Raw genomic sequence first — 20,094 nt, forward strand, 5'->3', positions numbered from 1 at the left:
TCCCCCCTCGGGCAGGGTCCGGCTCACGGGTTGAGGGTCTTGCTGATGGCGTCGGACGCGGCCTTCGCCGCCTTCGCCGGGTCGGTCCCGGTGAGCACGGCCGTCATGTACTCCTTGATCGGGTTCGTGGCCTCGACGGCCGCCCACTGAGGGGAGTTGGGCGTGGCGCGCCCCTGCGCGGCGGCGGCGGCCATCGCCGCGTCGCCCTCGTCGTCCTTGAGGACACCGGCCAGGGACGTCCGGTTGGGCACGTAGCTCATGGTGCGGGCGAGTTCGGTCTGCTCCTTCTCTCCGGCGAGCGCCGCGATCACCTCGTACGCCGCCTTCTGGTGGGGCGAGGCGACCGGGACGATGAGGTCGGAACCGCCGGTGAAGGTCGCCCCCGGCTTGCCGGCCGTCCTGCCGGGAATCGGGAAGAAGCCGAGCTTGCCCGCGAGGGCGGGGTTGGCCTGCTCCACGATCTTGGCGCCGCCGGGTACGGCGATGATCTGGGCGACGTCGCCCTTGGCGAAGACGTCCGCCTGGGGAGGCTTCGCCTCGTCGGAGTCCTTGGGGCCCTGGCCCAGGGCCTGGAGCCGCCGGTAGAAGTCCATGCCGCGGAGCGCCTCGGGGCTGTCGAGCGCGCCCCGCCACGTGTCCCCGTCCTTGACGGCGAGTTCGCCGCCTTCCTCCCAGACGAACCCGGCCAGGGTGTACCAGTTCTGCCCGGGGAGGTAGATGCCCTGCGTGCCGTCCTTGTCGAGCTTCCCCGTGATCTCCAGCCACTCCTCCCGGGTGGCCGGCGGCGCGGTGACACCGGCCTTCGCGAAGAGGTCCTTGTTGTAGATCACCACGCGGTTGGCCGCGTACCAGGGGATGCCGTACTGCTTCCCGTCGACCTTCCCCGGCTCGGCGAGGCCGGGCAGCCAGTCCGCCCCCTTCAACTCCGCGACCCTGTCGCTGAGATCGAGCACCCCGCCACTCTGCGCGTACTGGGCGACCTGGGTGTTCCCCACCTCGATCACGTCCGGGGCGTCCTTGCTGGCGAGCGCGGCGGTGATCTTCTCACCGATCCCGTCCCACTCCTGTATCTGGATGTCCAGAGCGGTTCCCTCGTGCTGGGTCTCGAAGTCCTTCTCGAACCGCTGGAGATAGGCGTCGGAGACGCTGTCCTTCATGATCCACACAGTGAGCGTGGCGGGTCCGTCCGACTGGTCGGACCCCGACGAGGAGCTGTCGCACGCGGTGAGCGCACATGTGGCCGCCAGGGCGACCGCGGCCGGGATGAAGCGGATCTTCACTGGATTCACCTCGAGAAAGAGTTGACCAATTGGTCAACTGGACAACGGCGTGGGTAGAAGGTGGCATAGACCAGTGATGACGTCAACCCTCGCAGGAATACGCGCAGTTGAGTGCGTTGTAGACTCCCTGGTGTCCCAGTCATCGCTTACCACTGAACCAGTTGCCGACGAGAAGGCGGAGAGGTCGGATCCATGCAGAACAGCTCTTCGGGCTCAGGTGGCGTACTCAAACGGGAGCGGGTCCGTGAGCATCTCCTCGGACTGATCGAGGTGCGCCGGCCCGGGGACGCCATCCCCTCGGAGCGCACGCTCAGCGCGGAACTCGGCGTCTCCCGGCCCACCCTGCGAGCCGCGGTCGACGAACTCGTCGCCACCGGACAGCTCGTACGCGAACACGGGCGCGGCATGTTCGTGGCCCCGGCCAAGATCACCCAGGAACTCGTCTCGGACGACGCGGCTTTCGCGGTGCCCCGGGCGGCGGGCACCTGGTCCAGCAGGCTCCTGCAGCTCGACACGATCCGGGCGGGAGCGCGGATCGGGCGCAAGCTGCGGGTCTCGCCCGCCGCGGAGGTGGTTTACATCGCCCGCCTGCGCCTGGTGGACGGCTCACCGATGGCGATCGAGCACCTGCACATCCCGGCCGGGCTCGTCCCTTCGCTCACCCCGCAGGAGCTGGAGGCGGGCGACCTCTACGACCATCTGCGCGAGCACCACCACGTCCATGTCGACCAGGCGGTCCAGTCCATCGAGCCGACCGTCATCAACGAGGCCGAGGCGGCGGTCCTGGACATTCCGGTTCTCTCTCCCGCCCTGCTGATCGAGCGTCTCACCACCGACACGGCGGGCCGGCCCGTCGAGTACGTGCACTCCCTCTACCGGGGTGACCGCTACCGCATCGTCTCCCGGCTGGCCCTCGGGACCTCCGCCCCGCGGCCGGGACCCGAGAGCCATCATCCGGGCATCCCGCCGGGCGTCTTCGCACACGGTGACATCATCACCTCGTCCACGACGGGAGACGCCCACTGACCACCCCGCAGGCCCCGTCGCGACAGGGACCGGCGAGGCCGTGGGGTACACCGGTAAGCCATTCGTGCGCGCGTTGTATCCACTCGCTCACCCTGCGTGGCGTCGGAGGTTGATCGCCCATAACTTCGGCTCATGAGAAGAACACACATGCAATGCCTGGCGGGCGTCACCGCCGTCACGGCCACCGTCCTCGGGCTCTCCGCCGCGCCCACGGCCGCGTCCGGACACCACGAGCGCGTGGTGCGCCCGGGGGAATCGATTCAGGAGGCGGTCGACGCCGCACACCCCGGCGACACCGTCGTCGTCCTGCCCGGCACCTACCGCGAGAGCGTGCTGATCACCACGCCGAACCTGACGCTGCGCGGAACGGGCGAGCGTACGGTCCTCGCCCCGCAGGCGGCCGAGTCGGCGCCCGCCCCGACGTCAGCCGGAGCTCCCGCCGCCGCCAAGGGACCGAGGGCGGCCAACGCCTGCGCGGCGGGCGGGAACGGCATCTGCGTCGTGGGCACCGAGAAGAACCCCGTCGACGGCGTCAGGATCCGCGCACTCACCGTCTCCGGCTTCACGAAGAACGGCGTCTGGGCGTCCCGGACCGACGGGCTCTCCGTCCGCAGGGTGACCGCCCGGGACAACGGCACCTGGGGCATCGCCCAGGAGCGCTCGACCCGCGCCGACTTCCGCCACAACACCGCCACCGGCAACGGCGACGCGGGAATCTTCGTCGCCAACTCGGTCAGCGAGGAGGGCGGAGCGACGGACACCGGCGGGACGGCCATCGCGGACAACGCGGTGAGCGGCAACCGCATCGGCGTCACCGTACGCCGGGTCAGGAACCTCAACGTCGACGACAACACCATCACCGGCAACTGCAGCGGGATCTTCGTCGTGGGCGACGAGTCCAAGCCCGCGGCCGGGGCGATGACGATCAGTGGCAACCGGATCGTGAAGAACAACAAGTCCTGCGCCGCGACCCCGCGCCTCTCCGCCATCCAGGGGTCCGGCATCGTCCTCACCGGCAGCGAGAGCACCGTCGTCCGGTCCAACGTCATCCAGGACAACGTCGGCTCCACCGACTTCTCCGGCGGCATCCTGCTCATCAAGAGCTTCGTGGGCGCGCTGAACACCGACAACACCGTCAGCGAGAACCTCGTGAGCGGCAACAGCCCGGCCGACCTCGCCAACCGCGACACCTCTGGCACCGGCAACACGTTCGTCGGCAACACGTGCGCCACCTCGGTACCGGCCGGGATGTGCGCCGAATGACCCCCCACCGCCGTACCAGGAGGAACGAGACGGTATGACCACCGTGAGCCCCACCCCGGAGACCAGCCCCGAGAACGCCCCCCTCACCTCCACCCTCGCGGGGCCCCAGATCCACGCCGGCGCCCCGGCCCCGTCCACGCACCCGTCCATGCGACTGCGCGAGCTCGCCTTCGGAGCGGCCTGCGCCGCGGCCGTACGCGCCGCGGCGCGGCTGGGCGTCGCCGACGCCCTCGGGGAGACCCCCGCCTCCGCGGCCGAGCTCGCCCTCGTGGTGGACGCCGAGCCCGTACCGCTCCAGCGCCTGCTGCGGGCGCTGACCTGCTACGGCGTCTTCGCCGAGACCGCGGACGGCATGTTCGTCCACACCGACACCTCCCGGCTGCTGCGCGAGGACGACCCCCACAGCCTGCGCTACATCTCCCTGTGGTGCACCGAGCCCTGGACCTGGGAGGTCTGGCCGCGCCTGGAGGACGCGGTGCGCTCCGGCAGCAGCGTCTTCCCCGAGGCGTTCGGCAAGGGTTTCTTCGACTACCTCCACCAGGACGCGGGCGAGTCGGCCCAGGTGTTCAACCGTGCGATGACCACCTCCAGCGTGCAGTCGGCCCGGGACGTCGCCGAGCTCCTCGACCTGACCGGTGTCTCCTCCGTCGCCGACATCGGCGGCGGCCAGGGACACGTGCTCGCCAGCCTGCTGGAGAAGCACCCCTCGGTCCGGGGAACCCTCATGGACCTCCCGGGTGTCGTCGCCCGCGCGGACGCGCGGCTGCGGGACGGCGGCCCGCTCGCCGACCGGGTCCGGATCGTCGCCGGCGACTGCCGCGAGGACATCCCGTTCGAGGTGGACCTCTACATCATCAAGAACATCCTCGAATGGGACGACGAGAGCACCCGCAGGACCCTGCGGAACGTCGTCGCCGCGGCCCGCCCCGGCGCCCGCGTGGTGATCATCGAGAACCTCGTCGACGACACCCCGTCGATGCGGTTCACCACCGCCATGGACCTGCTGCTCCTGCTCAACGTCGGGGGAGCGAAGCACACCAGGGAGAGCCTGCTCGGACGCATGGCCGAGGCCGGCCTCCGGGTGGGAGAGATCCACCCGGTCAACGCCTACCTCCACGCGTTCGAGTGCACCGTGCCGTAAGGCCCGCCCGCAACCGGTCGCGCGACCGGAAACGCCCCGGGTCCGGCACCGCAGTGCCGGACCCGGGGCGTTTCCCGTGCGGAGGCCGGAGCCCTACCGCTGCCACGTGTAGAACGGCTGGGCCATCGCGTCCTTCGGACCGCGCCAGGTCTGCGGGTCGTACGGGCTCACGAAGGCGGTCAGCCGGTCGCTGATGGCCTTGAACTCCGGGTGCTCCATCACCTTCGCGATCTCCGGACCCGGGGGACGCTCGGACTCGATCAGGTGCAGGTACACGTCGCCGAACTGGAACAGGGTGCGCCGGTGGACGCCGACGAGATGGGGGAGGTCCGTGTTGTCGGAGGCCTCGAACACCTTCGCGATGTCCGGAGCCGAACCCGGAGCCATCCGGGCGACGATCAGAGCGTGGTGCATCTGGCTGCCTCTCGGGACTAGTTGGCGGGTACGGCGGCGGACCGGAGCTCCCGGTCGCGCTGCTCGATCTTGTCGCGGATGAGCTCCATCTGGACCCGGGAGTTGCGGTTGATGTTGTCCGTCATCCACACGTCGTCGACCGGGGCGTCCGGGCGCATCGCGAAGTCCTGCCGCCAGAGCATTCGCGTGCCGCCCCGGACCTCCGCGTACTCCCACCGGATGTCCATGTGCTGGAACGGTCCGGGCTCGACCCGGCGGGCCTGCACATGCCGCCCCGAGCGGTCGGTGGTGCGCTCCGAGACCCAGCTCCAGACCTTGCCGTTGTCGTCGGGGTGCATGGTGAGGCGGAAGGTCGTCTTCTGCCCCTCCCTCTTGAGCACCTCGACGGCCGCGTACTCGCTGAACAGCCGGGGCCAGTTCTCCAGGTCGTTCGTCATCTCCCAGACGAGATCCAGCGGCGCGGCGATGACGATCTCGTTCTCGGTGTGTCCGGACACGTCAGGCTCCTGTCACGAGGGTGTTGTTGACGAGGTCGAGGAACTCGGCGGGCGTCTTGCACTGGTCGGCGTCGGCCGGCAGCGCGTGGCCGTAGCGGTTCTCCAGCGCGGCCACGATGCCGAGCAGGCCGAGCGAGTCCAGGCCGTACTCCTCGAAGCTCGACTCGGGACGGCTCGCCATCTCGGAGGCATCGGCGGTGAGGCCGGCACCGCTCTTCATCAGGGTGGACAGCTCTTCGTACGTCAGCTGATCGGGCATGGGGGCAACTCCTTCTCACAGCGGGGTGTCGGTGGGGCGGCGCAGCACCAGGGCCGAGTTCGAACCCATCAGGCCGCGGCTCAGCACGAGCGCCGTGCGCAGTTCTGCGGGGCGCGCCCGCCCGGTGACCACGTCCAGGTCGTGGCAGACGTCGAAGACGTTGGGCGTCGGCGGGATCAGCCCGTGTTCCATGGCGAGTACGGCGGCTGCCGTGTCCAGCACCGGTGCGCCGCAGTAGGCGCGCCCCGTCCCGGTCTTGGGTGCCGTCACCGGCACCCGGCGTCCGTGCGCGCCGAGCGCGTCGGCGATCGCCAGCGCCTCGGCCCGGTCCGCCGAGGGGACACCGAGCGCGTCCGCGAAGACCACGTCGATCTCCTCCGGCGCGCATCGGGCCTCCCGCAGCGCCCCTTCGATCGCGCGGGCCAGACCCGCGCGGGACTCCTCCCACCGGGACGCGCCGGTGAAGGTGGAGGCGTGGCCGGCCAGTTCGGCCCGCACCCTGGCGCCGCGGTCGCGGGCCTTCGCCTCCTCCTCGACCACCAGCATGCCGCCGCCCTCGGCCGGCACGAATCCGCAGGCGTCCGCGGTGAACGGCCGGTAGGCACGGGTGGGTTCGTCGCTGAGGCTGAGGTCGGCGTAACCGAGCTGGCAGACGACGGAGTACGGCGCGAGGGGCGCCTCGGCGGCGCCGACCACCACGGCGTCCGTGCCCCGCCGGATGGAACGCGCCGCGTGCATCAGAGCGTCGAGGCCACCGGCCTCGTCGCTCGCCACGACGGCGCACGGCCCCTTGAAGCCGCCCCGGATCGAGATCTGACCGGTGCTGGCCGCGTAGAACCAGGCGATGGACTGGTACGGACCGACGAACCGCGAGCCCTCGCCCCACAGCCGCTGGAGTTCACGCTGGCCGAACTCGCCGCCTCCCGAACCGGCTGCGGTGACCACACCCACCTTGAACGGCGCGTCCTCGTAGTCGGCGCGGCCGAGCCTCGCATCGCTCAGGGCGAGGTCGGCGGCGGCCATGGCGTAGTGCGTGAAACGGTCGGTCTGGACGAGGTAGCGCTCCTCGATGAACGCGACCGGGTCAAAGTCCCTGACCTCGCCCGCGACCCGGAGCGGAAGGTTCTCACAACCCTCCCGGGAAACCAGGTCGAGGACGCTGACACCCTCCTGGGTCTGCTTCCAGAAGGCGCCGGCGCCGGTCCCGTTGGGGGCGACGACACCGATGCCGGTGATGACGGAGGTGCGGTGTGCGGACGCTGTCGTGGCACTCATGAGGTCCTCCCGCCCGATCGGGTCATGGCGACGGCGGACTGGAATCCCCCGAATCCGCTGCCGACCGAGAGCACACTGCGCAGCTTGACCGGCCGTGCGGTGCGCGGTACGTAATCGAGGTCGCACTCCGGGTCCGCGGTCTCGTAGTTGGCCGTCGGCGGCACCGTCTGGTGCTTGAGGGCCAAGACGCACGCGGCGATCTCGATCGCGCCGATGGCGCCGAGCGAGTGGCCGACCATGGACTTGATCGAACTCATCGGCACCTTGTACGCGTGCGAGCCCAGAGCCCGCTTCACCGCTGCCGTCTCGTGCCGGTCGTTCTGCTTGGTGCCCGAACCGTGCGCGTTGACGTAGTCGACCTGGGAGCCGTCGAGCCGGGCGTGCGCGAGGGCGCTGTTGATGGCCTCGGCCATCTCCAGCCCCTCGGTGGTCAGCCCGGTCATGTGGTACGCATTCCCGAAGGTGGCGTACCCCGAGATCTCGCAGTAGACGGTAGCCCCGCGGGCCCGTGCGTGCTCCAGCTCCTCCAGGACGAGGACGGCACCGCCCTCGCCCATCACGAACCCGTCCCGGCGCGCGTCGAACGGCCTGGAGGCGTGCTCCGGGTCGTCGTTGTTCGCCGAGGTCGCCTTGATGGCGTCGAAGCAGGCCACCGTGATGGGAGTGATCGGCGTGTCGGACGCCCCCGCGATGCAGACGTCCACCCGGCCCTCCTCCACGGAGTGGAAGGCGTAGCCGATCGCGTCGAGACCGGAGGTGCAGCCCGTGGAGACGGTCTGTACCGGCCCGTGCGCGCCGACTTCCTCCGCGACCGCGGAGGCCAGGGTGCTCGGCGCGAACGCCCGCTCGAGGTGGGCGCCGGCCGACCGGTGGTCGACGTCCCAGCGCGCCCCGCTCTCGCTGACCGCGACGTAGTCGTGCTCCAGACGCGTGGTGCCGCCGACCGCCGTTCCGAGGGAGACCCCGATGCGCCAGGGGTCCTCCTTCTCCAGGTCGAGCCCGGCGTCGCCCAGCGCCTCCCTGGCGGCCACCAGGGCGAACTGTACGTACCGGTCGGAACGGGCGATCAGCTCCGCGTCCAGGCCGTGGGCGACAGGATCGAAGTCGCACTCGGCGGCGATCCGCGAGCGGAACTGCGACGGGTCGAACAGGGTGATGCCGCGCGTCGCCGTACGGCCGTTGGCGAGCAGATCCCAGAACGCGGAGGTGCCGATGCCACCGGGGGCGACGACGCCGACCCCGGTGACCGCCACGCGCCGGGTCATGAGGACGCCGCCGTTCGTTCTGGCGGCGCTCCGCGCTCGGCCGTCACGGTCGCCTCCGTGGCCTCGGTGACCTCCGTGTCGACGTGGCCGAGCTCCGGTCGCGGGGCGAGCGGGCCCAGGTGGAAGACCATGCGCGCCTCCACGTCCCCCACGTTGCGGAAGCGGTGGCGCACGTGCGGCGGGATCAGCAGACCCTGGTCGGGCCGCATCGGATACGTCTCACCGTCCAGGTCCACTTCGAGCTGTCCGGCCACGACGTAGACGAACTCCTCGGAGTAGGGGTGGTAGTGCTCGCCGATCCGGTCACCGGGGTCGACGAGGGCCAGCCCCATGAAGCCGCTGGTGGCGCCGACCGCCGTCGGGGTGAGCAAGGCGCGCAGGTCGCCGCCGCGCCTGCGGTTGGGCTGGGTCTCGCTGAGATCCACGATGCGATGCCGGTGGATGGTCATGGCTGCATTTCTCCAGGCACGTTGTGAGGTGTGACGGCAGGCCGGGGCGGGCCCCCGTTGCCGGTGACGCGTCAGGACTCGGCGGACCGGCGGTCGGTGATCAGGTTCATCTCCGCCCGGGCGAGGAAGCGCGCGGCCTCCAGGTCGTTCGTCGGCATGCCCTGCGCACCGCCGTCGAGGAGCCGGTCGAGCATGGCCGCCTTGCGGTCACCACCGATGCCCAGCGCCTGGGTGGGCTGCGCGTCGAGCGGGCCGACCACTTCGAGGAGCCGCACCACCACGTCGTCGCGCTGGAAGATCGTGCTGCTCTCGATGGGGCTCGCGAGGTCGTCCGCGTTCTCCTCGTCCTGGCCGGCGAGCAACCGGGCCAGCGCCATCCCGCAGCCCTCCTTGGCCTGGTAGAACAGCGCGTGCCGCTGGACGTCAGCGGCGCTGTGGCGCCCGGCCGTCACATGGTGGACGGTCGGCAGCGCCGCCCGGGTGAAGAACATCCGGGCGGAGTCGGGGTCGCCCAGATCCCGGTCCTGCTCCAGGTACGGGTTGATCGCTTCCTCGACCGCCCTGACCTCGGGCTGGCGGGAGACGTGGCGCAGGGCCGCCATCAGGTCGCCCTCGATCTCGACGGCCCGCACGACGCGGTTCCCGTGCATGAAGAGCGAGGTGCGGCGCAGCCGGGTGTTCTCGTTGACCTGTGCCTGCGGGGGGTCGTAGTCGGAGAGGATCTTCGCGACCATCTCCTCGGTCCCCGGCTTCACCGTGAAGGTGAGCGCGTGGCGCACGATGCCGTCACCCAGACGCGGCGCGGACTGGAGCCGGCCCCGGAGGGGTTCGGGGGTGCTCTCGAACGCGGCCCCGGTCTCCCGCAGCACGCTGAAGCGGAGTGAACGGGTGTCGCGCACACAACTGTGCAGCGGCTGCACCGTCGCCACGTGCTCCTCGCTGTTCACCCAGGCGAGGAAGGGGGGCGCGCTCTCCCACTCGCTGGTGATGAGCCACTGCGAGGGGTTCTCGATGGACTGGCACAGCTGGTCGCTGATGTGTCCGGGGGTCGACGCGACCTGGTTGCGCATGTGCTCGTACGCCTCCAGGAACTGGTTCTGGGCGCCGTCGTGCAGGTCAAGGAGCAGTATGACCCGGAGCCTCGAACCGTCGAAGGCGGACTGGGATACCCGTTCCGAGAGGATTGTCATCGCTTCTGTTCTCCTGTCCCGTTCCCGCCCGGCATGGGCCGGTTTCGGTGAAGTCGCGCAGGTCCCTGCCTGCCGGTGGGTCGCGTCCCGCCCCGTGCGACGCGCGCACCGCTCCCGCGACCGATCGTGGAACGCTGGTACGGGCGGCGCCAGATTTATGAACCGTTCAGGTGAGGCGTCGGCACAAGCCCCGCCGACCGCCTCCCGCCAGGGCATGGACACTCCGTCCCCATGTCTCCGAGCTGGAGCAGTCGAATGAACGAAAGCGTCGACCACCGCGTGCCGGTCCTCATCGTGGGTGGCTCCCTGGTGGGCTTGTCCACCTCTCTCTTCCTGAGCCGGCTCGGCGTCGACCACCTCTTGGTGGAGAAGCACCGAAGCACCTCGACCCACCCCCGGGGCCGGGGCAACAACGTCCGCACGATGGAGGTCTTCCGCGCCGCGGGCGCGGAGCGGCTCATCCGGGACGCGGCGTCCGTGCTCGCGGACAACCACGGCATCCTGCAAGCCGGTTCACTCACCGGCGAGGACCAGGAGTGGCTCTTCAAGGAGATCGACCCGGGCGGCGGCCTCGCCCGGTTCAGCCCGAGCGGCTGGTGCCTGTGCAGCCAGAACGACCTGGAACCCGTCCTCGTGGACCACGCCCGGTCCCAGGGCAGCAACCTGCGGTTCTCCACCGAACTGCTCACCTTCGAGCAGGACCAGGACGGGGTCACCGCCGTCGTCAAGGACCGGGAGACCGGGGAACACACCACGGTGCGGGCGGACTACCTGGTCGCGGCCGACGGCCCCCGCAGCCCCGTCCGCGAGCAACTGGGCATCGGCCAGACCGGCCCCGGAGACCTCTTCCACAACGTCAGCATCACCTTCCGCTCCCGCCGGCTCGCCTCCGTCGTCGGTGACCGGCGCTTCATCGTCTGCTACCTGACCAACCCGGCGGCGGACGGGGCTCTGCTGCCGGTGGACAACGAGGAGCGGTGGGTCTTCCACGCGCCGTGGCAGCCCGACCGGGGCGAGACCCTGGAGGACTTCACCGACGAGCGGTGCGCCGAGCACATCCGCCTGGCGGTCGGTGATCCCGCCCTCGACGTCGAGATCACCGGCAAGGCCCCCTGGCACGCGGCCGAGCGGGTCGCGGAACGGTACGCCTCCGGCAGGGTCTTCCTGGCCGGTGACTCCGCCCACGAGATGTCGCCCACCGGGGCATTCGGCTCGAACACCGGCATCCAGGACGCGCACAACCTGGCGTGGAAGCTCGCGGCCGTGGTCGGCGGGGCGGCGGGCCCGGAGCTCCTGGACTCCTACGAGGCGGAGCGGCTCCCGGTGGCGAAGGCCACGAGCGCGCGTGCCTCGGCCCGTTCGGGGGAGCACAGCCACCCCGGGTACGCCGGTCCTCCCGGCGGACCTGATGGACAGGGCGGACCGGGTGGACCGGCTGGTCCGGGTGGACAGGACGGCTCCGGGGGGCCCGGCGGCCCTGGCGGCGGCAGGAAGGGCGGCATGCTCTCCGTCGCCCTCGGCTACCGCTACGTGCGGGGAGCGGTCCTGGGGGCCGACCCGGAGTCGCCCGTCGTTCCCGAGGGCGTCGGCCTGTCGGGCGAACCCGGCACCCGCGCCCCGCACATGTGGCTCGACCGCGCCGGCGAGCGGGTCTCGACGCTGGACCTCTACGAGCAGGCGTTCGTGCTGCTCTGCGACGCGAACAGCCCGGAGTGGCGCGGCGCGGCCGGCCAGGTGGCGAAACAACTGGCGATCCGTCTGGACGCGTTCACGGTCGGGTCCGGCCCCGACGCGGATCTGCGGTCCGAGGACGCTGCTGACTGGGCCGCCGTCCACGGCACCACCGCCCAGGGCGCCGTGCTGGTACGCCCCGACGGATTCGTCGCGTGGCGCGCGCAGGACGCGGTCCCCGACCCGGAGGCGGCGCTCCACCAGGTGATGACGACCCTGCTCCACCGGGTCTGACCGACGCACACCGGTCCCCGGCGCGCCCTCGGGCCGCCGGGGACCGGTGCGTCGCCGGGATGTCGTCGTCGGCGCGCGGCCGACGGTGTGGTCGCCGCCGCCCGGCTGTCAGCGCGAGCCGGTCAGGGCCGCGAAGACCACGACGTTCTCCTGGTAGCCGGACTTCTTGTCGTAGTCGCCACCGCAGGTGATCACCCGCAGCTCCGGTCGGTCCGAGGGGCCGTAGACCGTCTCGTCGGGGAAGTCCTTCTTGCTGTAGGAGTCCACGGCGTACACCGTGAACACGGCGATGCTCCGGTCGGCCCGGACGATCTCGACGGTGGCGCCCTTGCGCAGGGCGCCCAGCTCGAAGAAGACGCCAGGCCCCAGCCGGGTGTCGACATGCCCGGTCGTGATGGCGGTGCCCACCGACCCCGGTACCGTCCCGTCGGCGTACCAGCCGCTGAGCACGGGGTTGTTGTCGGGCGGAGTCTCCAGCGCGCCGGAGGCGTCGAGGCCCAGCTTCATCATGGGCGAGTCCACCTTGAGTACGGGAATCCGCAGCCGCACGGGCGCAGACGGCGGAAGGGGCCGTACGGCGGGATGCGCCGGGGCGGCCGGGCCGGCGGATCCGGCCGCGCGGGGGCCCGTCGGCAACGGACGCAGGGGCGCCGGCCGGACGGGCGGCCGGGGGAGCAGCACCGGCGGGGCGGTGGACCGGCGTACGAGGGAGGGCGGCAGGCGCACCGGATACCGCGGCGCCATGTACACCGGCCCCGGGGCGGCCGGAGACGTGGGCCGGGCGGCGTGGGGGGAGGAGGACGGAGCGGCGGTGGGCGGCGCGGGCGCGGCGACGGCCGGTGGCTGCGGAGGCCGGTCGTCCCGCATGCCGTTGACCACCAGCACGGTACCCGCCACCACGGCCCAGACCAGGTGTCTCACCGCCGGGAACGACTGGGGCGACGTACTGGTCCTGCGCCCGGTCTGCATCGCGTGTCCTCTGTGTCGCGGTGGGTGGGTGGCACGTCCGCGCGCCCCGGAGCACGGCGGGATACGGGGCGCGCGGACAGCTGTCGTACGGTCAGCCGCGGGCCGACGACGCCCGGCGGCGCATCTTGAACACGGTCCCGGCCGCCGCCCCGGCGAGCAGCACGCCTCCCAGGGCGAGCTGGGCGCCGTGGTTCACGGGGACGCTGAATCCGGCGGCCACCCCGCCGCTGGGGGTACGGTCGGCGACCCGGTAGTCGTCCGTCATCTGGATGCGCGGGGGGCACTTCACGGTGACCGTGTCGGTGCCCGGCCGGGCATCGTCCGGCACCTCGAACTCGCCGACGAGCACACCCTTGCGGTCGCCCTCGAAGAGGTGGAACGCGCCTGCGGCTTCCGAGGTCCCCTTGCCGTAGGTCTCCTTGCCGCAGGCCCGGGTGCTGACGGTGACCAGCGAACCGGGCGAGGCGCTCGCCGGGCTGATGCGAATGGTCTGCTCACCGGCGGGGTCCGCGGCCACGGCCGCCGGGGCCGCGAGGGCCAGCAGACCCACGGCCAGACAGATACCCGCACCGGTGCGTGTGTTGCGCATGAGGTTCCTCCATCGAGAGCGGGGCCCGGCCGGACTGCGCGGCTCCTCCGCTGTGCTCCGCGTCCGAGGCAACCGACACTCCATCACCCCCGCAACACGGAGAGTCGCCGCCCGTGTCACCCGGTCAGGCCCGGTGGGGCGACTGGGGCCTTCTGTTTACGCAGGTCACCTTCGTCCGGGGCGGACCCGGGGAGGGACCGGGACCGGACGGCGAACGGGCTAACTGATCGTTCCGGGACGAGTCCGGGGCGGATGCCGGGGAGTTGGGTGGGCGGGCGCCGACGTCGGCGTGGAGCGCCCGACGGTGTGACACCTGACGGCTCGTGGGGAGGGCCGTCCGGCCCCAGTTATTGACATGCACAGGGCCATTCCCGATGCTGTGAGAGCGCTCTCACAGCGATGTGGGGATGCTCCGTCAGGGGGCGGCCGGGCCGGGAAGCCCGGCGAGCGGGGGAGTTCGACGGCCGGAACCGCCCCTGCGGCGTCCTCCGAAGCGGTCCCGGCCGGATGCCGTGCACGGTCCGGCCCTCCCCGGCCGGCTCCCGTCCGGTGTCGAAGCGGAGGAATCACGGGAACGGGACCATGAACAGGACCATGAATCTCATCCGCCGTACGAAGGTGAGCGGCCTTGCCGCCTTCGTTCTCGCAGGGCTCCTCACGGCCGTGATGTCCGTGTCGTCGGCCGGGCCGGCCAGGGCCTCCCAGACGAGCATGCGGGCCGCCGACCCGAGCGTGATCCGGGTCGGCTCCACCTATGTCTCCGTACAGTCGACCGGCGGCGGCATCGCCGTGCGCCAGGCGTCGTCCACGGCCGCCCTGGCGTCCGCTCCCGCGCGGCAGGTCTGGTCCGACACCCGGGGCCTCGGCGAGGTCTGGGCGCCCGAGGTCGTACGGGACGGCGGCCGGTACTACATCTACTTCACGGCAGGACGCGGAAGCGCCCACCGGATGTACGTGATCAGCTCGGCGACCCCCGACAGCGGGTACACCACCGAGACCCAACTGGCCCTGCCCGACGGGAAATGGGCCATCGACGGCACGATGTTCACCTTCGACGGGCAGCGCTGGTTCGTCTGGTCCGGCTGGGCCGGGGACACCAACGTCGAGCAGAACCTCTACATCGCCCGGATGAGCAGCCCCACCACGCCGACCGGCGCGCGTTACGTCATCTCCCAGCCCCGGGAGAGCTGGGAGCGGGTGGTCGGCAACCCGTTCATCAACGAGGCACCCGAGGCGATCAAGGACCCGAACGGCCGACTGCACATCGTGTACTCGGCCAACGGCAGCTGGAGCGACCAGTACTGCCTGGCCGAACTGCGACTGCGGGCCGGTGGCGACCCCACGTACGTATGGGACTGGTACAAGTCGAACGGGTGCCTGTTCGGCTCCAACCGCTCCACGATGATGTCCGGATGGGACCCCACCCAGCAGGTGAACGGTCCCGGGCACCACAGTTTCGTGCTGCTGGACGGCGACATCGCCACCAGCCCGCCCGCCGGCCCGACGTTTCCCCTGATGTTCCACGCGGTCCCGAAGGGCACGGCGTACTCGTGGGACAACCGGTACTGGTACACCGGCACCTTCTGCTGGTGGGGCGGTACGACCTACAGCCGCGCCAACGTCCCCGGAGCGGCCACGGACACCGGCTGGAGTCTCAAGCTCTTCGAGTGAGGGCGCAGCGGAGCGCGGGCGGCCGTCCTTCGGGGGCGGCCGCCCGCGCTTCACGGGATCAGGGGGTCCAGGCGGCGACCACGGCCCAGCTGACGTCGTCGGGCCAGAGCGCGGCGGCGTCGAAGGTGTTGGACCCGCCGTTGGAGGCGACGTATCCGGTGTTGTTGTAGTGGCGGATGGAGCGGTCGGCGAAGTTGTACGAGGTCAGCGTGGAGCCCTGGCCGTTCACGCCTGCCTGCGAGCAGAAGGTGGCGTCGTTGGCGAACAGGGCGGTGCTGTCGTTGGCGTGCAGATAGAGCTGGTAGTTCTGATGGCGCAGATAGCTGCCCGGTGTGTTCCTCGACTCGAAGGAGCGGCAGGCGCTGTTGGCCAGGCCGGGCCGGACGATCCAGGAGGCGTTCGCCTTGTCGGTCGCGGAGCTCGCGGACGTGAGCGCCGTGGTGGTGACGTTCGCGCCGGAGTGGCTGAGGTAGCTGGTGGTGCAGCAGGAGGTGGTCGCCCGGAGCGAGACGGAGGAGCCGGAGTTGAGGGCGGTTCCACCGCCCGATCCCTGGGCGTAGCCGGCCGCGACGATGTTGGCCTGGACGGCGTTCTCCGTGGCGTCGGTGGGATACCCCGAGGTCATGACGCCCTCGTAAAAGGTGCCGGCGGCGCTGACGCTGTTGTCGCCGCCGATGCCGAGAATGATCGCCCCTTCCTTCTTCATCGGGTTGTAGCCGGCGGCGTTCGGCCGGACCCCGTTGTAGTAGGTGGAGAGCGAACCGGACTGGGCGTTGCCCGCGCGGATGGACCAGTGGTTCGGCTCGCCCTTGACGATCGCGGTCAGGAAGCGGTGGCTCACGGTCGGGTCGTTGGCGTTGTACCCGGTGTTGACGCCGGAGAACAGGCCGTTCTCCAGGTCGGCCATCACCCAGGGGCCGTTGCCGGCGCCGGAGCCCCAGCCCCGGCTGTTGCCGAAGTAGATGGCCTCCATGGTGCCGTTGCCGTTGTCGCGGCTGTTGGTCTCCGCGTTGCCGTAGTCGAAGCAGCAGCCGTCGTTGTAGTGCGTGCCGTCGAAGAGCGCGTACATGCCCTCGGCCTTGTCGCCGGTGGCGATCCCGTTCGTCGCGTTGTTGCGGTAGCCGGTCCCCGGCGAGACGAAGACGCCGTAGGCGCGGTTGCCGTTGAGGGTGACCGGCGCCATCGTCGCGTTGGCGAGCTTGTCGTAACCGCCCGCGGCGGGGCCGTTGAAGCCGCCGGGAGGTGCCTGGGTGAGACGGTTGTTGCGGCCGGTCTGGTCGTAGATGACGGTGATGACGCAACTGGTGCCCGCACAGAACGAGTCCTGCGCCGCGGCGTTGGCGTACCCACCGGCGCTGAGCACCCCTATGTCACGGGTGGTGCTGTCCGAGGCGCGGCGCACCTGGTACAACGCCCCGTTGTAGGAGCCGTACAGGGCGCGGGTGGTGCTGTGCGCGGCGACGCACGGGGTACCGCCGGCCGCGTACAGGTCGCAGGGCTGGGACGTCGCGGCCTGGGAGACCGCGGTGCCCGAGAGGGCTCCCGCGACGAGCACGGCGGCCAGAGCCGCCGTCAGCGCGGCTGCGCGGCGACGGAAAGCGGACCGGAGTCCTTTCATCACTGTCCTCGATTCGTTGATGGGTGTCGGGAACGTGCACGCGACGGGTGGTCCGGTTCGGGTCCGGAGCGGCTACGGCAGCCTCGGGGCCCCGTCCTTCCGCGCCGCTCGGAGGGGAAGCCGCCGGACACCCCCGGAGGCGGGTACCGGGTGAGGCCGTTGTGCGGAGGGGCAGCACGGAGCTCTGTGACAGGGGTACGGGAGAGTGCCGGGGCGCGGATCCGGTGCGCGGGCGCGCGTGGTGAGCCGTCGGAGTGGGGGGACTGTCCGGCGCCTGCGGGGTGTTGACGGAGCGGGTGCGCGGTATGACGGCCCGGCCGGGCCGCACCGGAAAATCGGGCGGCGGGGCGGAGGCGGTCGTGACGTTGATGCAGGTCAGGTCATCGAGAGAAATTGTTAGCGCTAACAATTCTGACATGACGTCGAGTGGGGGGAGGGGTGCTTGGGTGGCACAGACGCTAAACCGGCGGGGCGAGGCGCGCAAGAGTTTCTACCAACTCCCGCGAAGTACGGGGTGCGCAGCACGTAGTTCGCGGCGTGAGGGGCGAAGTGCCAATGGGGGCGGGGATGTTCGGAGTTTCGCCTGCATCCTGACGGTGCCGGCCACGATGCGCGGGCCCCGGCCCCGTCCGGGAGGCCGGAGAGCACGGTAAGGGGTGGCCTCTCCGGCGGTGGGGAGGTCCGTGTGGCTGAAAATCGCCGTCGTGGAGACGGCCCTGCCGTACGCGGACGCGTACGGCAGGGCCGTCTCCTGCGGGGTGGTTCCACCGGGGTTCGTGCGGCGGTCGTGGCCGACTCGGCCGGACCCCCGGGCAGTCAGTGCTTCGCGGCCGTGGCGCCCATGGCGGGCGGGGCGGCGTTGACGCCCCAAGTGGTCGGCCTGTCGGAGAGGTTGATCCGCACCGTACCGGCGTGGAGCAGGTTCTCGTGGGAGAGCCAGCTCTGGCGCAGCTTGCCCTTCGCCGTGTGCACGGAGGACACGTACTGGAGCTTCGACGCGCTCGCGCCGGGGGCCTCGATGCTGATCCTGCGCCCGTGCTCGGGCCGGATCTCGACCTTTTCGAACATCGGGGCGGTGAGGACGTAGTTGGCGGAACCGGGCTGCGCCTCGAAGACGCCGGCCATGGCGAAGACGAGCAACGACGAGGTGGCGCCGAGGTCGTCGTTGCCGGGCATGCCGTACGCGTCATCGGTGAAGAGGGTCCGCATCGCGCGCAGCACGGAGGAGGTCTTCCACGGCGAGTCGGTCCACGTGTACATCCACGGAGTGTGGAAGTCGGGCTCGTTGTTCGGGTTGAAGGCGAAGTTGTTGTGGTAGTCGTACGCCCCGGTCACCCAGCTCTCCTCGGCGGCCTTCGCCGGGTCGGTGAGCACGGTCGGCAGGTCGAAGAAGGTGTCGAGCCGCTGTTCGGCCTTGTCCTTGCCGCCCATCAGGCCGTAGAGAGTCTGCGGGTCCTGCTGGGCGAGCCACTGGTACTGCCAGGCGGTGCCCTCGTGGAAGGCGCCGGACTCGGTGGGGTCGGGGTCGCCGGCGACGGTGCCGTCCGCGTTGCGGGTGACCGGGAAGCCGGTGAACCCCTGTGACGTCACGCCGGAGTCCCAGAGCGTGGAGAAGTTGTCGCAGCGCGAGGCGAGCGTCGCGGCCTTGTCCTGGTGACCGAGGCCGTCGGCCATGGTGGAGAGCGCGCAGTCGGCGAGTGCGTACTCCAGCGTGGCGGAACCGGCCTGGCGGCTGTCGCCGTACGTGTAACCGGGCAGGTTCTGGTAGGCGACCCAGCCGTTCTGGACGTAGGTCGGGTTGCCGTCGCGGCCGCGGAAGAGTGACTGGTCGGCGGGGACCTCGTTGGCGTTCTTCCAGAGCGCGTCGAAGAGCTGACGCGAGGTGCTCGGGTCGAGCAGACCGCGGTTGTACAGGTCGACGACCCACGGGGTGACGGGGTCGCCGCTCATCACGTTCGTCTCACCGTTGCCGAGGCCCCAGCGCGGCAGCCAGCCGCCGTCCTGGTAGACGCGCAGCACGGACGTGGCCATGTCCGTGGCCTTGTCCGGGTCGAGCAGCGCCACCAACTGGTTCTGCGAGCGGTAGGTGTCCCAGAGCGAGAACATCTGGTAGTACGTGGAGTCCCCGCGGTGCACCCGGTCGTCGAAGCCGCGGTAGCGGTTGTCGACGTCGGAGCCGATCGACGGGTGCAGCAGCGAGTGGTAGAGCGCGCTGTAGTACGTGCGCTGGTCGGCGGTGGTGCCGCCGGCCACGCGCATCCGGTTCAGCTCGTCCTTCCAGGCGCCGTGGACGCCGGTGCGGGCCCGGTCGAACGACGTCGGCTGCTCGGCCCTGCGGTTGAGGCGTGCGCCGTCGACCGAGGTGTAGGAGAGGCCGACCGACGCACCGACCTGGTCGCCCTCGGACGGGTCGAAGGAGAGCCAGGCGCCCGCGCGCCCGGTACCGCGCGAGGCTTCGCGCGCGCCCGGGGTGAGGGTGTCGTCGGACCAGGTGCCGAAGGTCGAGAACTTCCGGTCGAACGTGGCGCTGAAGTAGATGCGGTAGCGCTCCTTGCCGGTCTCGCCGCAGAAGTTGCCGCCCTGGAGCCAGCCCTCCACGGTGTCGTCGCCGACCACCTTGATGTCACCGGCGTAGGTGCTGCCGTTGCTCTGGCCGGACTCGATGAGTACGTTCTCCGGCCCCGACCCCGCCGGGAAGGTGTAGCGGTGCTGGCCGGTGCGCTCCGTCGCCGTGAGTTCGGCCTCGATGCCGTTGTCGAGCTTCACGCCGTAGTAGCCAGGTGAGCGGGTCTCGTTCTCGTGGCTGAACGTGGCGCCGTACTGCGCCGGGTCGGACGACGTGACCGCGCCGGTGGTCGGCATGAACCGGAAGTTGCCCATCGTCTGACAACCGACGCCCGAGAGGTGCGTGTGGCTGAAACCGAGGATGGTGTCCTGGGCGTAGTCGTACGAGGCGTACTTGTTCAGCTGGGTGTCGGGGCTCAGCTGCACCATGCCGAACGGCGCGGTGGCACCGGGGAAGGTGGTCCCGTCGCCGTTGTTGCCGATGGACGTGTCGACCAGCGTGGTGGGATCGGCGGCGAACTTCGCACCTTGGACCCGGGGGTTCGCGACGCCGGAGGTGGCGGAAGCCGCGACCAGCGTGGTGGCGATCAACAGGACACCGCATACGCGTTTTTTCAACGCTTTCATCGCATTCCTCTCGTAAGACAACGTTGTCAGA

17 protein-coding genes are annotated in these 20,094 nt (G+C 70.7%); 5 read left to right on the forward strand and 12 right to left on the reverse strand.

Going from position 1 to position 20,094, the window contains the following annotated elements; translation table 11 throughout:
* Positions 1–23: 23 nt before the first annotated feature.
* Complete coding sequence (locus ACFYPN_RS26685; RefSeq protein WP_358760221.1) at positions 24–1,280, reverse strand: extracellular solute-binding protein; 1,257 nt, start codon at positions 1,278–1,280, stop codon at positions 24–26.
* A 192-nt stretch (positions 1,281–1,472) separates the two neighbouring features.
* Here ACFYPN_RS26685 and ACFYPN_RS26690 point away from each other — a divergent pair, with 192 nt between their 5' ends.
* The 3 genes from ACFYPN_RS26690 to ACFYPN_RS26700 all read left to right on the forward strand — a co-directional run bounded on the left by ACFYPN_RS26690 (position 1,473) and on the right by ACFYPN_RS26700 (position 4,710).
* Complete coding sequence (locus tag ACFYPN_RS26690) at positions 1,473–2,306, forward strand: GntR family transcriptional regulator (protein ID WP_389301620.1); 834 nt, start codon at positions 1,473–1,475, stop codon at positions 2,304–2,306.
* A gap of 132 nt (positions 2,307–2,438) precedes the next feature.
* Entirely contained in the window at positions 2,439–3,569 is a 1,131-nt protein-coding gene (locus ACFYPN_RS26695) for a right-handed parallel beta-helix repeat-containing protein (protein WP_358760217.1), read from the forward strand.
* 34 nt (positions 3,570–3,603) lie between these two features.
* Positions 3,604–4,710 carry a methyltransferase gene (locus ACFYPN_RS26700; RefSeq protein WP_358760215.1) on the forward strand — a complete coding sequence of 369 codons (1,107 nt, stop codon included), beginning with the start codon at positions 3,604–3,606 and terminating at the stop codon, positions 4,708–4,710.
* Between the two features lie 93 nt (positions 4,711–4,803).
* On the opposite strand, the gene ACFYPN_RS26705 is transcribed toward ACFYPN_RS26700, so the two are convergent.
* The 7 genes from ACFYPN_RS26705 to ACFYPN_RS26735 all read right to left on the reverse strand — a co-directional run bounded on the left by ACFYPN_RS26705 (position 4,804) and on the right by ACFYPN_RS26735 (position 10,059).
* On the reverse strand, positions 4,804–5,124 hold the full coding sequence (locus ACFYPN_RS26705; protein WP_389301623.1) for a TcmI family type II polyketide cyclase: 321 nt from the start codon (positions 5,122–5,124) through the stop codon (positions 4,804–4,806).
* A 17-nt stretch (positions 5,125–5,141) separates the two neighbouring features.
* The gene (locus ACFYPN_RS26710) at positions 5,142–5,621 is read right to left on the reverse strand and encodes an SRPBCC family protein (protein ID WP_358760212.1); all 480 of its coding nucleotides are present in this window, start codon (positions 5,619–5,621) and stop codon (positions 5,142–5,144) included.
* Position 5,622: 1 nt separating this feature from the next.
* A complete protein-coding gene (locus tag ACFYPN_RS26715; RefSeq protein ID WP_358760210.1) occupies positions 5,623–5,880 on the reverse strand; it encodes an acyl carrier protein in 258 nt (85 codons plus the stop codon).
* Between the two features lie 15 nt (positions 5,881–5,895).
* Positions 5,896–7,155, reverse strand: a complete 1,260-nt coding sequence (locus tag ACFYPN_RS26720; protein ID WP_358760208.1) for a ketosynthase chain-length factor — start codon at positions 7,153–7,155, stop codon at positions 5,896–5,898.
* On the reverse strand, positions 7,152–8,420 hold the full coding sequence (locus ACFYPN_RS26725; protein WP_358760206.1) for a beta-ketoacyl-[acyl-carrier-protein] synthase family protein: 1,269 nt from the start codon (positions 8,418–8,420) through the stop codon (positions 7,152–7,154). Before ACFYPN_RS26725 ends, ACFYPN_RS26720 begins: the two co-directional genes overlap by 4 nt.
* Positions 8,417–8,869 (reverse strand): cupin domain-containing protein, encoded by a 453-nt coding sequence (locus ACFYPN_RS26730; RefSeq protein ID WP_358760204.1) that lies wholly within the window; start codon positions 8,867–8,869, stop codon positions 8,417–8,419. The genes ACFYPN_RS26725 and ACFYPN_RS26730 overlap by 4 nt, the downstream gene beginning before the upstream one ends.
* Positions 8,870–8,940: 71 nt before the next feature.
* On the reverse strand, positions 8,941–10,059 hold the full coding sequence (locus tag ACFYPN_RS26735; RefSeq protein ID WP_358760202.1) for a SchA/CurD-like domain-containing protein: 1,119 nt from the start codon (positions 10,057–10,059) through the stop codon (positions 8,941–8,943).
* Positions 10,060–10,314: 255 nt separating this feature from the next.
* On the opposite strand from ACFYPN_RS26735, the gene ACFYPN_RS26740 reads away from it, so the two are divergent.
* Positions 10,315–12,024 carry an FAD-dependent oxidoreductase gene (locus ACFYPN_RS26740; protein ID WP_389301628.1) on the forward strand — a complete coding sequence of 570 codons (1,710 nt, stop codon included), beginning with the start codon at positions 10,315–10,317 and terminating at the stop codon, positions 12,022–12,024.
* Positions 12,025–12,132: 108 nt separating this feature from the next.
* On the opposite strand, the gene ACFYPN_RS26745 is transcribed toward ACFYPN_RS26740, so the two are convergent.
* Positions 12,133–12,993, reverse strand: coding sequence for a class F sortase (locus ACFYPN_RS26745; RefSeq protein ID WP_389301631.1), 861 nt, complete (start codon positions 12,991–12,993; stop codon positions 12,133–12,135).
* Positions 12,994–13,084: 91 nt separating this feature from the next.
* Positions 13,085–13,582, reverse strand: coding sequence for a sortase (locus ACFYPN_RS26750; protein WP_358760196.1), 498 nt, complete (start codon positions 13,580–13,582; stop codon positions 13,085–13,087).
* A gap of 594 nt (positions 13,583–14,176) precedes the next feature.
* Between ACFYPN_RS26750 and ACFYPN_RS26755 the strand changes: the two genes are divergently transcribed.
* Positions 14,177–15,253, forward strand: a complete 1,077-nt coding sequence (locus ACFYPN_RS26755; protein ID WP_389301785.1) for a glycoside hydrolase family 43 protein — start codon at positions 14,177–14,179, stop codon at positions 15,251–15,253.
* A 58-nt stretch (positions 15,254–15,311) separates the two neighbouring features.
* Here the strand turns inward: ACFYPN_RS26755 and ACFYPN_RS26760 are convergent, their stop codons facing one another.
* Complete coding sequence (locus ACFYPN_RS26760; RefSeq protein ID WP_389301633.1) at positions 15,312–16,871, reverse strand: alpha-L-arabinofuranosidase B; 1,560 nt, start codon at positions 16,869–16,871, stop codon at positions 15,312–15,314.
* A gap of 816 nt (positions 16,872–17,687) precedes the next feature.
* Positions 17,688–20,027, reverse strand: a complete 2,340-nt coding sequence (locus tag ACFYPN_RS26765; protein WP_389301636.1) for a GH92 family glycosyl hydrolase — start codon at positions 20,025–20,027, stop codon at positions 17,688–17,690.
* Between the last annotated feature and the right edge of the window lie 67 nt (positions 20,028–20,094).

Origin of the sequence: Streptomyces sp. NPDC005576 (assembly GCF_042871745.1) — a bacterium.
Lineage (GTDB): Bacteria > Actinomycetota > Actinomycetes > Streptomycetales > Streptomycetaceae > Streptomyces.

What these genes read in the sequence shown, in the direction of transcription:
- ACFYPN_RS26695 (WP_358760217.1), top strand. Translation starts at nt 2,439, where the DNA reads ATGAGAAGAACACACATGCAATGCCTGGCGGGCGTCACCGCCGTCACG.
- ACFYPN_RS26740 (WP_389301628.1), top strand. Translation starts at nt 10,315, where the DNA reads ATGAACGAAAGCGTCGACCACCGCGTGCCGGTCCTCATCGTGGGTGGC.
- ACFYPN_RS26735 (WP_358760202.1), bottom strand. Translation starts at nt 10,059, where the DNA reads ATGACAATCCTCTCGGAACGGGTATCCCAGTCCGCCTTCGACGGTTCG.
- ACFYPN_RS26690 (WP_389301620.1), top strand. Translation starts at nt 1,473, where the DNA reads ATGCAGAACAGCTCTTCGGGCTCAGGTGGCGTACTCAAACGGGAGCGG.
- ACFYPN_RS26755 (WP_389301785.1), top strand. Translation starts at nt 14,177, where the DNA reads ATGAATCTCATCCGCCGTACGAAGGTGAGCGGCCTTGCCGCCTTCGTT.
- ACFYPN_RS26750 (WP_358760196.1), bottom strand. Translation starts at nt 13,582, where the DNA reads ATGCGCAACACACGCACCGGTGCGGGTATCTGTCTGGCCGTGGGTCTG.
- ACFYPN_RS26730 (WP_358760204.1), bottom strand. Translation starts at nt 8,869, where the DNA reads ATGACCATCCACCGGCATCGCATCGTGGATCTCAGCGAGACCCAGCCC.
- ACFYPN_RS26745 (WP_389301631.1), bottom strand. Translation starts at nt 12,993, where the DNA reads ATGCAGACCGGGCGCAGGACCAGTACGTCGCCCCAGTCGTTCCCGGCG.
- ACFYPN_RS26705 (WP_389301623.1), bottom strand. Translation starts at nt 5,124, where the DNA reads ATGCACCACGCTCTGATCGTCGCCCGGATGGCTCCGGGTTCGGCTCCG.
- ACFYPN_RS26700 (WP_358760215.1), top strand. Translation starts at nt 3,604, where the DNA reads ATGACCACCGTGAGCCCCACCCCGGAGACCAGCCCCGAGAACGCCCCC.
- ACFYPN_RS26720 (WP_358760208.1), bottom strand. Translation starts at nt 7,155, where the DNA reads ATGAGTGCCACGACAGCGTCCGCACACCGCACCTCCGTCATCACCGGC.
- ACFYPN_RS26725 (WP_358760206.1), bottom strand. Translation starts at nt 8,420, where the DNA reads ATGACCCGGCGCGTGGCGGTCACCGGGGTCGGCGTCGTCGCCCCCGGT.
- ACFYPN_RS26760 (WP_389301633.1), bottom strand. Translation starts at nt 16,871, where the DNA reads ATGAAAGGACTCCGGTCCGCTTTCCGTCGCCGCGCAGCCGCGCTGACG.
- ACFYPN_RS26715 (WP_358760210.1), bottom strand. Translation starts at nt 5,880, where the DNA reads ATGCCCGATCAGCTGACGTACGAAGAGCTGTCCACCCTGATGAAGAGC.